This is a genomic window from Formosa algae, assembly GCF_001439665.1.
GTDB lineage: Bacteria > Bacteroidota > Bacteroidia > Flavobacteriales > Flavobacteriaceae > Formosa > Formosa algae.
This window is the reverse complement of record NZ_LMAK01000030.1, coordinates 12,588-29,355: the sequence shown is the minus strand read 5'-3', so window position 1 is coordinate 29,355 and position 16,768 is coordinate 12,588. Positions and strand designations below refer to the sequence as shown.

The 16,768-nt window shown below is 32.2% G+C and carries 15 protein-coding genes and 1 tRNA gene; 11 read left to right on the top strand and 5 right to left on the bottom strand.

Annotation, left to right across the window (positions count from 1 at the left end):
* Positions 1–56 precede the first annotated feature (56 nt).
* The 3 genes from AST99_RS09350 to lepA form a co-directional block, all read right to left on the bottom strand.
* On the bottom strand, positions 57–1,322 hold the full coding sequence (locus AST99_RS09350) for a glucose-1-phosphate adenylyltransferase (RefSeq protein WP_057781574.1): 1,266 nt from the start codon (positions 1,320–1,322) through the stop codon (positions 57–59).
* On the bottom strand, positions 1,319–2,734 hold the full coding sequence (locus AST99_RS09345; protein WP_057781573.1) for a glycogen synthase: 1,416 nt from the start codon (positions 2,732–2,734) through the stop codon (positions 1,319–1,321). The genes AST99_RS09350 and AST99_RS09345 overlap by 4 nt, the downstream gene beginning before the upstream one ends.
* Before the next feature lie 243 nt (positions 2,735–2,977).
* Positions 2,978–4,774, bottom strand: a complete 1,797-nt coding sequence (gene lepA / locus AST99_RS09340; protein WP_057781572.1) for a translation elongation factor 4 — start codon at positions 4,772–4,774, stop codon at positions 2,978–2,980.
* A gap of 170 nt (positions 4,775–4,944) precedes the next feature.
* Here lepA and AST99_RS09335 point away from each other — a divergent pair, with 170 nt between their 5' ends.
* The 3 genes from AST99_RS09335 (at position 4,945) to dusB (ending at position 8,973) form a co-directional block, all read left to right on the top strand.
* A complete protein-coding gene (locus tag AST99_RS09335) occupies positions 4,945–7,353 on the top strand; it encodes an outer membrane beta-barrel protein (RefSeq protein WP_069727833.1) in 2,409 nt (802 codons plus the stop codon).
* 90 nt (positions 7,354–7,443) lie between these two features.
* The gene (locus tag AST99_RS09330; RefSeq protein ID WP_057781570.1) at positions 7,444–7,809 is read left to right on the top strand and encodes a carboxypeptidase-like regulatory domain-containing protein; all 366 of its coding nucleotides are present in this window, start codon (positions 7,444–7,446) and stop codon (positions 7,807–7,809) included.
* Between the two features lie 168 nt (positions 7,810–7,977).
* Positions 7,978–8,973: a tRNA dihydrouridine synthase DusB gene (gene dusB / locus AST99_RS09325; RefSeq protein WP_057781569.1), complete on the top strand. Its 996-nt coding sequence runs from the start codon at positions 7,978–7,980 to the stop codon at positions 8,971–8,973.
* 6 nt (positions 8,974–8,979) lie between these two features.
* Here dusB and AST99_RS09320 read toward each other — a convergent pair whose 3' ends face one another.
* Both AST99_RS09320 and rbfA read right to left on the bottom strand, forming a co-directional pair.
* Positions 8,980–10,185, bottom strand: coding sequence for an ABC transporter permease (locus tag AST99_RS09320; protein ID WP_057781568.1), 1,206 nt, complete (start codon positions 10,183–10,185; stop codon positions 8,980–8,982).
* Between the two features lies 1 nt (position 10,186).
* A complete protein-coding gene (gene rbfA, locus AST99_RS09315) occupies positions 10,187–10,579 on the bottom strand; it encodes a 30S ribosome-binding factor RbfA (RefSeq protein ID WP_057781567.1) in 393 nt (130 codons plus the stop codon).
* A gap of 209 nt (positions 10,580–10,788) precedes the next feature.
* Between rbfA and AST99_RS09310 the strand changes: the two genes are divergently transcribed.
* From AST99_RS09310 to AST99_RS09275, 8 genes are all read left to right on the top strand, one after another.
* A tRNA-Ile gene (locus AST99_RS09310) sits at positions 10,789–10,862 on the top strand.
* A 164-nt stretch (positions 10,863–11,026) separates the two neighbouring features.
* Positions 11,027–11,812, top strand: a complete 786-nt coding sequence (locus AST99_RS09305; RefSeq protein WP_057781566.1) for a hypothetical protein — start codon at positions 11,027–11,029, stop codon at positions 11,810–11,812.
* Between the two features lie 98 nt (positions 11,813–11,910).
* Entirely contained in the window at positions 11,911–12,198 is a 288-nt protein-coding gene (locus AST99_RS09300; protein WP_057781565.1) for a helix-turn-helix transcriptional regulator, read from the top strand.
* Positions 12,199–12,295: 97 nt separating this feature from the next.
* Positions 12,296–13,477 carry a VapE domain-containing protein gene (locus tag AST99_RS09295; protein WP_057781564.1) on the top strand — a complete coding sequence of 394 codons (1,182 nt, stop codon included), beginning with the start codon at positions 12,296–12,298 and terminating at the stop codon, positions 13,475–13,477.
* 211 nt (positions 13,478–13,688) lie between these two features.
* Positions 13,689–14,525: a toprim domain-containing protein gene (locus tag AST99_RS09290; RefSeq protein ID WP_157486347.1), complete on the top strand. Its 837-nt coding sequence runs from the start codon at positions 13,689–13,691 to the stop codon at positions 14,523–14,525.
* Positions 14,526–14,772: 247 nt separating this feature from the next.
* Entirely contained in the window at positions 14,773–15,279 is a 507-nt protein-coding gene (locus tag AST99_RS09285; protein WP_057781562.1) for a BfmA/BtgA family mobilization protein, read from the top strand.
* Positions 15,279–16,214 carry a DUF5712 family protein gene (locus tag AST99_RS09280; RefSeq protein WP_057781561.1) on the top strand — a complete coding sequence of 312 codons (936 nt, stop codon included), beginning with the start codon at positions 15,279–15,281 and terminating at the stop codon, positions 16,212–16,214. Before AST99_RS09285 ends, AST99_RS09280 begins: the two co-directional genes overlap by 1 nt.
* A complete protein-coding gene (locus AST99_RS09275) occupies positions 16,168–16,758 on the top strand; it encodes a ParA family protein (protein WP_057781560.1) in 591 nt (196 codons plus the stop codon). Before AST99_RS09280 ends, AST99_RS09275 begins: the two co-directional genes overlap by 47 nt.
* Positions 16,759–16,768 lie beyond the last annotated feature (10 nt).

Genomic DNA, 16,768 nt, shown 5'->3' with positions numbered 1-16,768 from the left:
GTTTGTTGTAAATCGCTTCAAATTATTTTGAAGTGAAAAAATAAGATACTTTGGTGTTATAGTTTAAAGCCTGATGGTACAACAGCGCCTTTTTTAATAACTACAATACCATCTCTAATTACATAAAGATCGGTTTCTGTATCTTCTAAATGCTTACCTCCGTTAATGGTTACGTCGTCTCCAACTCTACTATTTTTATCAATAATAGCATTGTTAATTACACAACGTTCACCAACTCCAGTAAGAATTTGAATGTGGTTTTTATCTATTTCTTCAAGGGTTTCGTAATAGTCTGATCCCATAATATATGAGTTGGTAATTACAGTATCTTTTCCAATACGTGCACGAATACCAATAACAGAATGTTCTATTTTAGAGGCCTGAATCATACAGCCTTCAGCAATTACAGCTTTATTTAATGTTGTTCCTGCTAGTTTGGTGGTTGGTAACATTCTAGCATGTGTATAAATACGCTGGTTTTTATCGTATAAATTGAATTTAGGAATATCGTCTGTTAATCCTAAGTTTGCTTCAAAAAACGATTCTATAGTACCTATATCTGTCCAATAACCCTCGTATTGGTAGCTATACACGGGGCGTTTACCAATAGCTTGTGGTATAATTTCTTTACCAAAATCGTTGGTGCTTGGATCGTTCATTAAATCGACTAACAACTGCTTATTGAAAACATAAATCCCCATAGACGCTAGGTAGTGACGTCCTTCTGCCTTCATCTCATCACTTACTTCAGATTCCCAACCTTTAATTAATTCGCTGTTAGGTTTTTCTATAAATGAAGAAATCATACTATTTTCATCGGTTTTTAAAATACCGAAAGCTGTACCATCTTTTGCATTTACAGGATATGTTGCTACACTTATTTCTGCACCGCTAGCTATATGTTTTTCTATTAATTCATTAAAATCCATTTGGTATAACTGATCTCCAGAAAGAATTAAAGCGTACTCAAAATCGTTTCTTAAAAAGTGGTGCATACTTTGTCTAACGGCATCTGCGGTACCCTGAAACCAATTGCTATTGCTAATGGTTTGCTCGGCCGCTAATACATTTACAAAAGCAGAACTAAAAAAGCTAAAGTGATAAGTATCTTTAATGTGACGGTTTAATGAGGCTGAATTAAACTGAGTTAATACAAACATGCGTTTAATGTCTGAATTGATACAGTTTGAGATCGGAATATCTACTAATCGATATTTTCCTGCAATTGGAACAGCTGGTTTAGATCTGTCTTCGGTTAAAGGGTAAAGTCTTGAGCCTTGACCTCCACCTAGAATAATAGATAGTACTTTGTTGTTAATCATAAAAATGGATTTAATGAGTTATACACGTTTAAATATGATTGTGCCGAAGCATGCCAAGAGTGATCTATTGACATAACTTCTGCTCTAGTTTGTTTAAATATATCTGAATCATAAAATTCTGAAGCACGCTCAATGGCTTCACAAACTTCTGACACGGTAACCCCGTTGTGGCAAATTCCAAATCCGCCATCGTAAAGATCTTCTACAGTATCTTTTAAACCTCCAACGTTATTAACTATTGGAATTGTACCGTATCTTAACGCATACATTTGGTTTAATCCGCAAGGCTCTACACGAGATGGCATTAAGAGAAAATCTGCTCCAGCATAAATAATATGCGAGAGTTTTTCATCGTAACCAATGTAGGCATTGTATTTATCTGGAAATTTTTCTTTAAGGTTAATCAGGTCGTTTTCGGTGTGTTTCTCTCCAGAACCTAATAGTAATATCGAGATGTCGTTTCCAAACAACGATTCTGAAAAAATCTTAGGAAATAAATCGGCTCCTTTTTGTTCAACTAAACGCCCAATAAAAGCAAAAAGAGGTCTGTTAATATCTAAATTAAATTCTTTGCAGAGCCATTCTTTATTTTTTAGCTTACCTGATTCTATGGTATCTTGTGTAAAATTTTCTATAATTAATGGGTCTGTTTCTGTGTTCCAAACCTCTGTGTCTATACCATTTAAAATTCCGATACATTTAGCATGTTCATCGCTTAGTAACGACTCAAGGCCATTGGCACTTAATTTTAATTCGTCCATGTAATTAGGTGATACCGTGGTTACAATCCATGAACACTTTATGGCAGCTGCAAGTGGATTTATACTGTGGTTCCAATCTAATAAACCAACATGGCTAAATTTAAATTCAGGTATGAGATACACCAAATCGTGAGAAAACCAACCTTGGTATTGCGCATTGTGAATGGTAAATGCTACAGGTACTTTTCTTAGCATAGAATATCTAAACGATTCTTGCATCATGAAAGGAACTAATCCTGTATGGTGATCGTGGCAATGTATGACGTCTGGAATAACATCCCCTTGTGCAATCCAATCTAATGCAGCAATTTGAAACGCTAAAAAGCGTTCAGTATCATCTGTGGTATACACAAAATCGGTGTATAAAAGCTCTGGAACATCGACAAAAAAGATATCGAATCCCAAATCGTTTTCATGATCTTTTAACTTTAAAATCCTGAAATCATAATCTGTTTCACCTAGTAAAATAGTATCGTTATACACCGCTTCAAAACAATGAGATTGTGTGTATTTGTTTTTATAAAAAGGCATTACAACTTGACTAGTAGCACCTAGTTCATTTTGGTATTTTGGTAGCGCTCCTAAAACATCTGCCAAACCGCCTACTTTGGCGATTGGATAACATTCGGCACTTAGATGTGTGATTATCATAGCTTATAAATGGCATTTCCCTATAAACTTATAAAGATTATTTGAATTCCTTATTATGAATCTATAACAATTATTAAAAAAAATGCTATTTGTAATAATTATCTATAATTTAAAGCGCAATCGTTTTTTTGTAATGATAAATGAAGTTCTTATTTTACAATCCTACATTGTTGAAATATAGATATATTACACAAAAAAAGACCGTCTTTTCAGACGGCCTTTTTAATAAAAATGATATATGTTTTAGTCGTTTAATTTTAAAACGGCCATAAAGGCTTGTTGAGGTATTTCTACATTACCAACTTGGCGCATACGCTTTTTACCTTTCTTCTGTTTTTCTAAAAGTTTACGCTTTCTAGAGATATCTCCTCCGTAACATTTTGCGGTTACATCTTTACGTAAAGCTTTAATTGTTTCTCTAGAAATAATTTTGGCTCCAATAGCGGCTTGGATAGGAATATCGAATTGCTGACGTGGAATTAATTCCTTCAGTTTTTCACACATTTTCTTTCCAATATTTTGGGCATTATCTGCATGAATTAATGCCGAAAGTGCATCTACTGGTTGTGCATTTAATAAAATATCTAATCGTACTAATTTCGATGTTTTCATTCCAATTGGATGATAATCGAAAGACGCATATCCTTTAGACACTGTTTTTAAGCGATCGTAAAAATCGAATACAATTTCTGCAAGCGGCATATCAAAAGTTAACTCTACACGTTCTGGTGTTAAATACGTTTGGTTTAAAACCATTCCGCGTTTCTCTATACATAGCGACATAACGTTTCCTACAAAGTCAGATTTTGTAATTATAGTCGCTTTAATATACGGTTCTTCCACACGGTTAACTGTAGATGGATCTGGTAAATCTGATGGGTTATTTACAATAAAAGCCTCGTCAGGATTTTTATTCGTGTATGCATGGTAGGATACGTTAGGTACTGTAGTAATTACAGTCATATCAAACTCACGTTCTAAGCGTTCTTGGATAATTTCCATGTGAAGCATACCTAAGAACCCACAACGGAAACCAAAACCTAAAGCGGCAGAGCTTTCTGGTGCGAATACTAAAGACGCATCGTTAAGTTGAAGCTTTTCCATAGAGTTTCTTAACTCTTCGTAATCTTCTGTGTCTACAGGATAAATTCCTGCAAATACCATGGGTTTAACATCTTCAAAACCTTCAATAATATTTGTAGTAGGATTATCGAAATCTGTAATCGTATCTCCAACTTTTACTTCTTTGGCTGTTTTAATACCAGTAATAAGGTATCCAACATCTCCAGTTTTTACGCTTTTCTTAGCAATTTGGGTTAGTTTTAAAGTCCCAACCTCGTCTGCGTAATATTCTTTATCTGTAGCGACAAATTTAATTTTTTGTCCTTTTTTAATTTCACCGTTAAATACTCTAAAATAGGTTTCAATACCTCTAAAAGTGTTGTAAACAGAGTCGAAAATTAAAGCTTGAAGCGGTTCGTCTGGATTTCCTTTTGGTGCAGGAATACGTTCTATAACGGCTTCTAAAATTTTATCTACTCCAAAACCTGTTTTTCCACTTGCGTGAATCACATCTTCTGGATCGCAACCTAAAAGCTCTACGATATCGTCTGTAACTTCTTCTGGATTGGCGCTAGGTAAATCTACTTTATTTAAGACAGGAATAATTTCTAAGTCATTCTCTAAAGCTAAGTATAAGTTAGAAATGGTTTGTGCTTGTATGCTTTGTGCAGCATCTACAATAAGCAGAGCCCCTTCGCAGGCAGCAATAGATCGGGATACTTCGTAAGAGAAATCGACATGGCCAGGCGTATCAATTAAGTTTAAAATATACTGTTCACCTTTATAAGTATAGTCCATTTGGATGGCGTGCGATTTGATCGTAATACCACGCTCGCGCTCCAAATCCATGCTGTCTAGTAACTGGTTTTGTTTTTCACGTTCGGTAACCGAACCCGTATAATCTAATAAACGATCGGCTAAAGTGCTTTTACCGTGATCTATGTGTGCAATGATGCAAAAATTTCTGATGTTCTTCATAAAGAAAACTATACCTTGCTTTAATCTGCAAATATAGCAGAATTAGATTAGCAATTTAATATTTTTTAAACTGTAGTTTTTGAGAGATATAACTTTAGTTTGTAAAGTGGTAATCTTCTGTTTTAATTACAGTTTTTTACCCTATTTTTGAGTAACCATTTTCGCTATTTATGTCTTTTAAGCTTACCTTTTTGTTTTTTCTATGTTCTTATGTGTGCATGTCTCAAAATATTAAAATCTCTGGACAAGTTTTAGATCAAAACAATATGCCAATTTCTTATGCCAATGTTATTTTGGTACATACTGAAGATGAATCTATTGTTAAGGGAACGATTACAGACGATTTAGGCAAATTCGAGATCGGATATTTAAACTCTGGAACTTATAATTTAGAAATTAGTTTTATCGGGTATTCTCAATATTCAACCCAAATAGATTTAAAAGCATCTACCATTTTAGAACCTATTCTATTGGAAGAATTTAGTGAAGCTTTAGATGCTGTTAATATTTTTGCAAAACGTCCCACTTACAAAAAACAGTCCGATCGAATTGTTTTTAATATAGAAGACACGTCGCTTACAGAAGGCAGTGTTATGGATGTATTACAAAGTACACCTGGTGTTTTAATCATGAACGACCAAATTACCGTAAAAAACAGCTCTAATATTATCTATTTAATAAATAATAAACGTGTGTACTTAACAGGGCTAGATTTACAACAATTACTTTCTGGTACCAATGCCACTTATATACAATCTGTAGAGGTTATTACAAATCCGCCAGCAAAATACGATGCCGAAGGTGCTGCTGTAATTAATATTACCATGAGTAAAAATCTAATTGTGGGCTATAATGGTAGCGTTTATACAACTTATACGCAAGGGATGTATCCTCGAGTAAAAGTGGGAACCAGTCAGTTTTATAAAACCGATAAATTAAGTCTCTTTGCCAACTATTCTTATGGGGAGCGCAAAAAGAATAGAATAAATACAAGTGAGATAAATTTTATAGAAGATGATGAGGTCGTAGGTCAATGGATTGATAAAATTGATAGAAATACAGAATCTCGTTCGCACGATGTAAATGCCAATATTGATTATGCGATAAATGATGCGAATATACTTTCATTCTCTTCAAATGTAAGTATAACACCATATTGGAATAGATTAGCCAATATGACTACGGAAGCTATAGATTCGTCGTTTACATCAAAAAATATAATTAACGATTCTAAAACCAATGCGGCTTTTAATTTAGATTATGTAAATACGTCTGAAAACGGAAACACTTTTTCTGTGAATTTGCATCATACCAACTACGACTATGAGCGCGATCAGGATATGAGTTCTAAATATTACGATGTAGACGATGTGTTTACCCGAGAAAATATGTTTAATTCTACATCTCTTCAAGATACATATATCTATTCTGCACAAGCAGATTATAATATGACACTAAAAGAAAATATCGTTTTTAGTTTCGGAACCAAAGTCTCACAAATAGATTCTAAGAGTAATGTCGATCAATTTTATTTTGATGTCGACCGCTTTATAATAGACGATTTAAACAGCGGAATTTTTAATTATAAAGAAACCAATTATGCGGCTTATGTAAATGCATCAAAAACATGGGAATCGTGGAGTTTTTCTGCAGGCTTACGTGGTGAATATACAGATGCAGAAGGCGATGTGTCTTCTATATACGAACTTAATAAATTCGACTATTTTAAATTATTTCCTACCGTAAATATCGCTCACGATTTTAACGAGCATCATAGTTTAGGTTTATCTTATGGTAAGCGCATTGAGCGTCCAACGTATTCAGACTTAAATCCGTTTAAATACTATTTTAACGATTATACCTATTTACAAGGAAATCCGAATTTAAATCCAACAATTTCACATTTAACAACCTTGTCTTACACTTTAAACGGATCGTATACGTTTGAGGCGTATTACAGGTATGAAATGGATCCGACATCAGAATTATTGTTTCAGGATAACGCAACTAATCAGGTTATTTATTTGCCAACCAATTTAGATAAAGCAGTAGATTATGGTTTCGATTTTATGACCTATCAGACTATTACAGACATTTGGTCGGTGTATGTTATTAATTCTATTTTTCATCAGAAAGCCTACTTTAATGCAATCCAGAGTGGGAATTCTACAGAAACCAATCAAACTTGGTCCATGTATACTAACGTTATGAATTTCTTTTCTTTTACAGAGGATCGAAGTTTAAGCGGAGAAATTTCAATTTTATATATGTCTCCTATGATTAGCGGATCGTCAGATATTTCATCTAGAGCACAAATAGACTTAGGTCTTAAAAAAAGTTTTAATAACGGAAAATGGGTGGCTTCATTAAAATTGAATGATATTTTTAAGACCACAAATTTTACAGAAAAAAATAAATATTTGAATCAAGATAATACTTATCATAATAAATATGATAATCAGTATTTCCGTTTAGGCTTGCGTTACAACTTCGGTAATACAAAGCTTTCTACCAATGAAAAAGAGCAAAAAGAATTAAATGAAAGAAATCGTTTGCGTTCTGAAGATGATAATAATTAAGCAACTTCTATGTAATTGATTTATAATATGGTTATCTATCAATTTAATTTAAATTATTTATGTTATTTTTGAACAACCATTTTACTTTTTATGTCTTTAAAACTAACTATCTTTTATTTATTGTTTTCTTTTGTATCTATTCCTCAAGAAATTAAAATTTCTGGCAAGGTTCAAGATCAGAATGATTTACCTATTTCTTATGCCAATATAATTTTAATAAATAAGCAAGATTCAAGTAAAATTTTAGGTACAATTACTAATGAAAGTGGGTACTTTGTAATAGAAAATATTCAAGCCGGAACTTATAATTTAGAAGTTAGTTTTGTAGGCTATTCTAGTTATACTTCAGAATTGGTTATAGATAAAGTGCTGTATTTAGAACCCGTAGCATTAAAAGAAGCTTCTCAAGAAGAATTAAAAGTTATAGAGGTTTTTGTAGATGAACCCAATGAGTAAAACCAAATCTTCAAGTTGGTTGTAAAGCGATATTAGATTGCCATTTTCTAAAATATAGACTTACGTTTTTTCAATGTTCTGTTTTTAAAGTCTTAACATACAAAACAGTAAGGAGATAGTGTTTATTCTATCATTTTCAGTATTTTTGCTCACTTAAAAAAACAGACTTTGGTTAAAATAGATACTATAGAACTTCCCGATTTTCCGTTGCTTTTAGCACCTATGGAAGATGTTAGCGACCCACCGTTTCGTGCACTTTGTAAAGAACAAGGCGCCGATGTAGTGTATACCGAATTTATTTCTAGCGAAGGCCTAATACGTGATGCAGCTAAAAGCACCATGAAATTAGATATTTATGAAAAAGAACGTCCGGTTGGTATTCAAATTTTTGGTGCGAATTTAGACAGTATGCTTCAAACCGTAGATATTGTTACCGAATCTAAACCCGATATAATCGATATTAATTTTGGTTGTCCGGTTAAAAAAGTTGTCTCTAAAGGTGCTGGTGCAGGAATTTTAAAAGATATAGATTTAATGGTAAGTTTAACCGAAGCCATGGTGAAACGCACCCATTTACCTATTACTGTAAAAACCCGTTTGGGTTGGGACCACGAGTCTATTCGTATTTTAGAAGTTGCCGAGCGTTTACAAGATGTTGGTTGTAAAGCCATTTCTATACACGGACGTACACGTGCACAAATGTATAAAGGCGATGCTGATTGGGGACCAATTGCCAATGTGAAAAACAATCCAAGAATGCATATTCCAGTTTTTGGAAATGGCGATGTAGACACTCCAGAAAAAGCAATGAAAATGCGCGATGAGTATGGTTTAGATGGCTGTATGATTGGGCGTGCTAGTATTGGAAACCCGTGGTTTTTTAAACAAGTAAAACACTTTTTTGAAACCGGAGAACATTTGAATCCTATTACCATTCATGAGCGTGTAGAAGCGGCAAAACGTCATTTACAAATGGCAATTGATTGGAAAGGGGAAATTTTAGGGGTTTTTGAAACGCGCCGTCATTATACCAATTACTTTAAAGGCATTCCGCATTTTAAAGAATACCGTCAGCGTATAGTAACTAGCGATGCTTCAAAAGATGTTTTTGATGCGTTAGATATGGTACTTAATGATTTTTCTGATTATAAGTTTACAAAGTAATAACTCTTAAATCGTTTCAATTAAAGATTTAGAAATCCTTACCGAAGCGATTTTTGAAGCGATTATGCCTAATATTGAAATTGTAAGTAATACCACAATTACATTAAGAATATTAATGGCAACTGGATATGGCAAACTAGGTGTTATCATAACCAAAGAAAAGGCTTGTTGTAATCCAACAATAATAAGTCCTAGCACTAAGCCTAAAACACCACCAAAAACAGCCATTAAACTGCCTTGGTAAAAGAATATACGTCTAATATCTTTTACAGAAGCACCAAGTTTATATAAAGTACTTAAGGTTTTTTTCTTGTCTAAAATCATCATGATTATAGAGCCAATCACATTAAATAGTGCTATAATTAAGACTAAAGTAAAAATTAAATACACAGCTAAATTTTCTGTATTTAGCATTTTATAAAGTGCATCGTTAAGCTGAATGCGATTTTTTATTATTACAGTGTTTCCTAAAATAGATTGTAGTTGAGGTGTTATAGTAGCCTCTTCAAAATTAGGACTCAGTTTAAATTCTATGGCTGACACCTGATTGGGTTCATAGTTTAAGAGTTTGCTAGAGCTTTCAAATGTGGTATACACATACGTTTCATTTAATGTTTCATTCACATCAAATAAGCCCACATTAACGCATTGTATGGCGTTAAAAGCATTTTTAGTCGAGGTAATTTGTCCTGTTCCAGGTTTAGGCACGTAAATGGTAACTGCTTTTCCGTAATCTAACACACCAAGCGATAAATGACTAGATACGCCCCAACCCGCTACCATTTGGTCTGTATTTGGTCGTAACCAACTACCTTGAACAATAACAGAATCTATGGCGTTTACCTGATTGTATTGTGCATCTACACCTTTAATATATGCGGGATAATTTTTGCCGTCGTAAGCCAAAATAACACGTTCTTCAATAGTTTTAGAATACGAGGCAATTCCGTCTAAATCGTGCAAAGCCTCTAATTGAGCGCTGCTAAGCATAAACGATTTTCCAGACGCAGGAACAGCTTTTAAATCCGGATCAATAATGGTTGAAAACTTCAGTGTAAAATCTTTTAAACCAGAAAATCCTGAAAGGACAATAAAGAGCGATGCCGCACCTAGAATCACTCCTACAGCTGCAATTATGGTAATAAAATTAATGGCATTATTGCTGCTTTTGGAGCGTAAGTAACGTTTGGCAATGTACAGCGGAAAATTCAATCTAAGACTTTTTACGTTTTCCTAAAAGTTCAGGATCATTAATAGGGTCGTCTTGACCTTTTAAAGATTTTTCAATTTGGTCTATGTACTCTAAAGAGTCATCTACAAAGAATTCTAAGTTAGGCATTCTACGTAATTGGTGTTTGGTACGTTGTGCTAACTCATGTCTAATTAATGGAGTGTTCGAGCGGATACCAACTAATAATTCTTTGGCTTTGTCGTTAGGAAAAATACTAAGGTATACTTTAGCTATAGACAAATCTACAGTAACATTTACTTTAGAAACTGAAATCAGGATGCCCTGCATACCACCTTGAGTTGCGGCTTTTTGAAGTACATCTACTAAGTCGCGTTGTAAAACTGAGCCTATTTTTTTTTGTCTATTACTTTCCATGCTGCAAAAATAGTTGATATTTAAAGATAATCTTACTTTTTGGGAGTAAAATTTATTAGTGGGTGTAAAGGTATAACATATTTAATATACAGCCTAATACGAGCCTTATAGTGAGTTTGTGTGTTTTAGGATTAAAATATTAAAAAAAGTAATTATAAAAACGCTTGCAGTATTTTAAAAATAATAGTAATATTGCACTCCAATTTTGAGGTCCTATAGCTCAGTTGGTTAGAGCACCTGACTCATAATCAGGTGGTCCCTGGTTCGAGCCCAGGTGGGACCACTTCAATAATGGCAAGCCTTTCGAGAAATCGAGAGGCTTTTTTGTTTTCATCAGTACAACATATGTACAACAAATTGCTGACCTCACAAATATAGTAAACTTTTCATTCTGTTTCATTTAGCTACTTTTTTAGTATTTTTACTTTTAATAATATTACAGCGACTATGGAAAATACAATTGATACTTCTTTCTTCTTTATTCATCGACAAATTCAAGATTTAAAAAATATTAAACTCCCTAAGAAGTTTTCATACATTATCGCTCCATTACTTCCAGTTAGTTCACTTATTGTTGGCTTAAACTATGCGTTTGATTCATACTGGGTATTTGTTTTAATAATTCCATTAATTCTAACATTTATATTGGGTCGTGCTTCTTATTATTTTTTAAATAGTCAAAATATATTTCTTATATCAAATATTTTGGAACTTTTAAGATTACCTACTATTGCACATAGAACTAATAGTGAGGATGTGTCTCACTTTTTTAGAGGTAAAATTTTTGAGATCAAGTTGAAAGAAGAAATCATTGAAGTGAATATTGAAGAAAAAGAAGTGGATAAAATTTCATTTAGCGAGGCACAATCTAATATGATAACGAAGGCTTTCAACGCTTTATCAAAAAAAATAATTAGTGATGACAACACTTTAAACGATTTTATCCAAGCGATTAAATATTCTGACTTAAAAGAGTTTGAACATATAAATTTAGAACTCGAGTCAAAACATTGCGCAGTTTTTTTACGTAGCTTTTTTATTCCCTATGTACAGCTGTTAACAAATAAGGAGCTCACTTTAAATCAAGCTTCTAAATTATTTAAATACAGAAAAAAGAATAGTTATAGACCTATTAATGCTGATTCTATATCTAAAAAACCTAGACAGTTATCAACTCAATATCAAAGAATAACGTATGAAATTCTATTAGATGAGCTGAAAAAAGTCAGTTAGGTAAATTTAATAGAAAATAAAAGTCGGTTGACCGACAAACCCTCATTTCATTTACTTTCATCTAGCTAGTTTAGCCTCATAATTCTAAAACAAAAATTATGAATAAGGTAAACATTATGCAAGAGATAAGAGATCTCAAAATGATGATTATGAGGGGGAATCACTTCCAAAAACAGATTTTTACTAAAAAAAATCTTATGGATTACACTTCTTTTTCAGAAAGTACAATCCATAAACTTAGTTCCAAAAATTTAATCCCGCATTATAAACCTACTAATGGTGCTTTGTTTTTTGACAGAGAAGAAATCGTCGAATGGATTAGAGAACATAAAGTATATTCCGATGAAGAAGTTTTGTCGAAATTCTCAAAACAGCTAAAAAAATAAAGCGTTCAAAACTCCACTTTTGAACGCTTAAATAATCTTTTATGTAACTCAAAGAGTATATGCAAATATATGCATTATACTCATTCAATATTTATTTATGGAAGAAATAAGCGTATATGATGTATCATCACGTAAGGATTCCGTGTATGATAAAATTCACGAAGAATTAAATAAACATTTCAAAATCAAGTTTAATGAAATTGCATTAGAATTTGAGATTTATGATCAAAACTCAAATGAAAAGCTTGAATTTAATGAGTCGTCCATATTGATTCATCTGAATAGGGAAAAAATAAATGTTACACCTCAAATGTTTAAGACATATTTAAGGTCACATTTTGTTAAACATATTAATCCTATTAAAAAATATTTTGAAAATCTACCGCCTTGGGATGGCAAAAATCACATCAAGCGATATGCAGGGTATGTTAATACAGATGATAATGAATTGTTTTATAAGCAGCTTCTTAAATGGGCTGTCCGTGCTATAAAAACAGTTTATTTTAATGAAGCAATTAATAAACATGTTCTAGTTTTAGAAGGTGGTCAAAGTTTTGGTAAATCTTATTATTTAAACTATTTGTGTCCACCAGAACTCAAAAAGTATTTATATACAAATTTAGGGGTAGGAAAAGATGACCGAATTAAACTTGCTAAAGCATTTCTTATAAATATAGAAGAATTAGATGTAATGGGGAAGTATGATATTAATGCTATTAAGGCACTTATCAGTCAGGTTTCTATAAATGAGCGTTTGCCTTATGGCGATAAATCTACATTGCTTTACAGGATTTGTTCATTTTTAGCTTCAACTAATCGTGCAGAATTTTTATGTGATGACTCTGGATCTGTGAGATGGATAATATTTACTGTTCTTGAAAAGCTTGATTTTTCTTATAGCAAAGAATTTAACATAGATGATTTCTGGTCACAGGCTTATCATATTTTTAAGCACGATAAAGATTTTAAATCTGAATTGACCTCGGAAGAAGTGAGAGTTAATGAAATGAGAAATGAACGGTTTACAATACAAACAGTCGAGAGTGAATATGTTTTAAAATTCTATACTAATAGTGATGACATTGGAGATTTTCGAACTGCAACCGAAATTGTTACAGAGTTACAGGTGATGGGACAGAAATTAAATATCCAAAAAATCGGTTCCGCATTAAAGAAACACGGTTTTAGTAGAGTTAAGCATGCAAAACGCCAAGTTTATGGCTACTTAGCCCAGCCTAAATTTAAAAACTCTCCTTGGGGTTTTACAGATAATGAATAAACTATAAATATACTTACCTAGTTACCTAGTATGATTTAAGTGATTGATTGTTAGTGTTTAGCTTAGGTAGGTAACTTGTTTTTAATAATGTTTTACTTACCTAAATAGGTAGCTTAGGTAGCTTGAAAAAAAGACTACCTAAGTTTTAATTAGCTTATTTGCAATATGTTGTGTTGTTTAGGTAACTAGGTAGACTTAAAATCAAATTAGAGTGAACGATATAGATAATTTAAGAAATATTCCAATGTTTCAAATTTTAAAAAGATTAAATATTGAAGCCATTGAAAGGAAAAAAGAACAATATTGGTTTAAAGCCAAATGGAGAAACGAGAGCACAGCTTCTGTTAAATGTGAAGGTAATCTGTATTATGATTTTGGAGAAGGCTGTGGAGGTAACACAATAGATTTTATTATGAAATATTTTTCTGTAGATTTTGTACAAGCTATCAATTGGCTTCGGGGTGAAGATTTTATTTTTTCTTTTGACCCGCCAATTCCTAAAAAATCTAAACAAACAAACTACTCTATAAAAAAAGTGACTGAATTAAGCAGTCCAACAATATTGAATTCTATAATGGAGAGAAGAATAAATTTAGAATTCGCAAAACGATTTTGTTGTCAAGTACATTATTCTTTTAATAGAGGAAAAGAATTATATAGTCTTGGGTTTATGAATAATTCTGGAGGCTTTGAAGTGAACTTTCCGAAAAAATACTGCTTAGGAAAAAAAGAAATAACCACAATAAGCAATGATTTTAATGTGGTTTCTCTATTCGAATCATGGAGTGATTTTCTTTCTTATTTGACTTTAAAAAAACATATACCCAAAGAAAATTTCATCATTCTGAACTCCACTTCTTTAGTTAAAAAAGTAATTGACCTGTTGAATGATTATTCTATAATAAAACTCTTTTTAGATAATGATGAAGCTGGAAATATTGCAACAAATATTTTAACAGAAAACTTTCAAAACAAAGTTATAGACAATAGAATTCATTATAAGAACTACAATGATTTAAACGATTATTTAATGAAAACTAATACATAATGGACATCTATAAATTATTAAAAAAAATATGTTTTACCAAAGGTGGGTTCGCTCACTGCTTGGTGTTAAGAAATTAAGCAAGTTGAACAGGGGTTTCGTTGCTCTGCACCCCTATTTTCAACTTGCCCTACGGGGTTTAAAAGACTGATATTGTTTAGGTTACATTATGCATAACTAATATAACATATTATAGCACTTTTATAAAAAGCACACTAACAGCTTGATTAACAATGTAAAAAAGAATAAAATGAAGAAAAAAAGCATCTTAATTAAAGAATTTCACCATAACGAATTAGTTAAAATTTCTAAGGTTTTTGGTGTTCCATATGGCGATTTAGTTCAATCTATGATCCTCTATTTTAAAAGAACGGGCATTAACCCTGTTGAAGCCATAAACGAAAACCCTGCCGCAATGGTAAAGGCTTTAGATAAGCGAATAGTTTCTTTTCTAAAAGTACAAGAACGGGATATTTTAAAACCATTAAGAACTGATATTTTCGAGTATTCTAAAGAACAAAAATCTCAAAGTAATATTATAAATACAAGAATTAATAGTTCGATTAGATGGAGCGAAGAGACTTCTGTAAAAATAGATCGAATAGATGAAAATAGAACAAATCGCATTACCAACGAACTCAGTAAAATTTATGCTGCTTTTATTAAGCAACAAAAAGCATTAACCGAGATGTCAAAATTGATAGATAAAAAAAACAAATCGGGAATAGTTAATAGGGTTAAAAACTTTTTTGAGTAATGCCAATAAGTAAACCTCATAGCACATTAGGTGCCACAAATACTTCTAGCTGTGTGGATCTAGCATTGTATCTAGAAAAAGAGAACAATGAGCTAGATCGTTTACAACAGAAAGCAATAAGTAGCCTCGAAAGAATGGCTATTGAAAAAAGGAAACAATTCTTTTTTACTCACTCAAAAGACAATATTAGCACGAACGAAGTCATTTCAGCTATCGATAGTAATATTAAAAAATTAGGAAAAAAAGATGCTAAGTATTTTGCTCCAACATTAAATTTTAGTCAGCAAGAACTAAAACACATACTGTCAAGAATAACAGATAAAAAAGAAATTAAAAATATATGGGATTTAAATCAAGAGGAATACAAGTTCTTCAATTCTAAAATTAAAGCATATGCCAGAATCGTTATGACTAATTATGCAAAAAACTTTAATAGAGAAGACAAAGGTCTTAAAACAGGAAAGGATCTTGTTTACTATGCTAAGATAGAGCACTTCAGAAAATTTAAAGGTACAGATCCCGAAGTTGTAGAAGGTTTGTTTAAAAACGGAGATTACAAGCCAGGCCTACAAAGTCACGCTCATATCATTGTAGGACGGAAAGATAAAACACAACGTTTAAAATTAACACCTACAACTAAAGAACGTTCAACAACGCGATCCATTGGAGGTAATACATATCATGTTGGTTTTGATAGAATGAATTGGATTAATATGAATGAAAAAAGTTTTGATGAATTTTTCAAATACAAGCGCCCCGAGCGAGAAAAATTCAAGAATCAATACATTTTAAAAAATGGTTCTCCAAAAGAGAAAGAAGCGCTTATGAAAAAAATAGAAAAAACGATAGAAAAACTGACAAAACAATCTGTCATTAAAACTAGAGAACATGACCAAAATAATACTTATAACACACCAAAAAGGAGGGGTCGGTAAAAGTACCCTCGCCTTTAATCTCGCTAAAAATATATCTAACAGAGCTAAGGTTGCTTTAATTGATATGGACTTGCAAGGAAGTTTGTCTCAGTTGAAGGATATCGTTTCAAGTTTTGATATTTTATCCTCTATTGATAATATTGATAAGGTTGTTCAATTTGAATATGATTTTGTATTTATAGATACACCACCGTATTTATCTGATCAATTACCTAAATTAATTAATATGGCCGATTTAATTCTAATTCCGACTAAAGCTGGAGTTTTAGATTTATTAGCTATTAAAAGTACTATAGAGTTGATAGAAAATGAAAATAAAAAGGATCATGCACTTATTGTGTTTAACATGATTAAGGCTAACACAACGCTCACTCTAGACATTCAAATTGAGTTATCTGAGTATAATGTTCCAATTGCAAGAACTCATATTTCAGATCTCGTTTCATTTACGCGTTCTGTTTTGGTTGGTGGAGTAAAGAAGGATAAAAATGCACAACAACAGTTAGATGGTTTAACACAAGATATGTTACAGCGACTTGTATAATTATATAAAT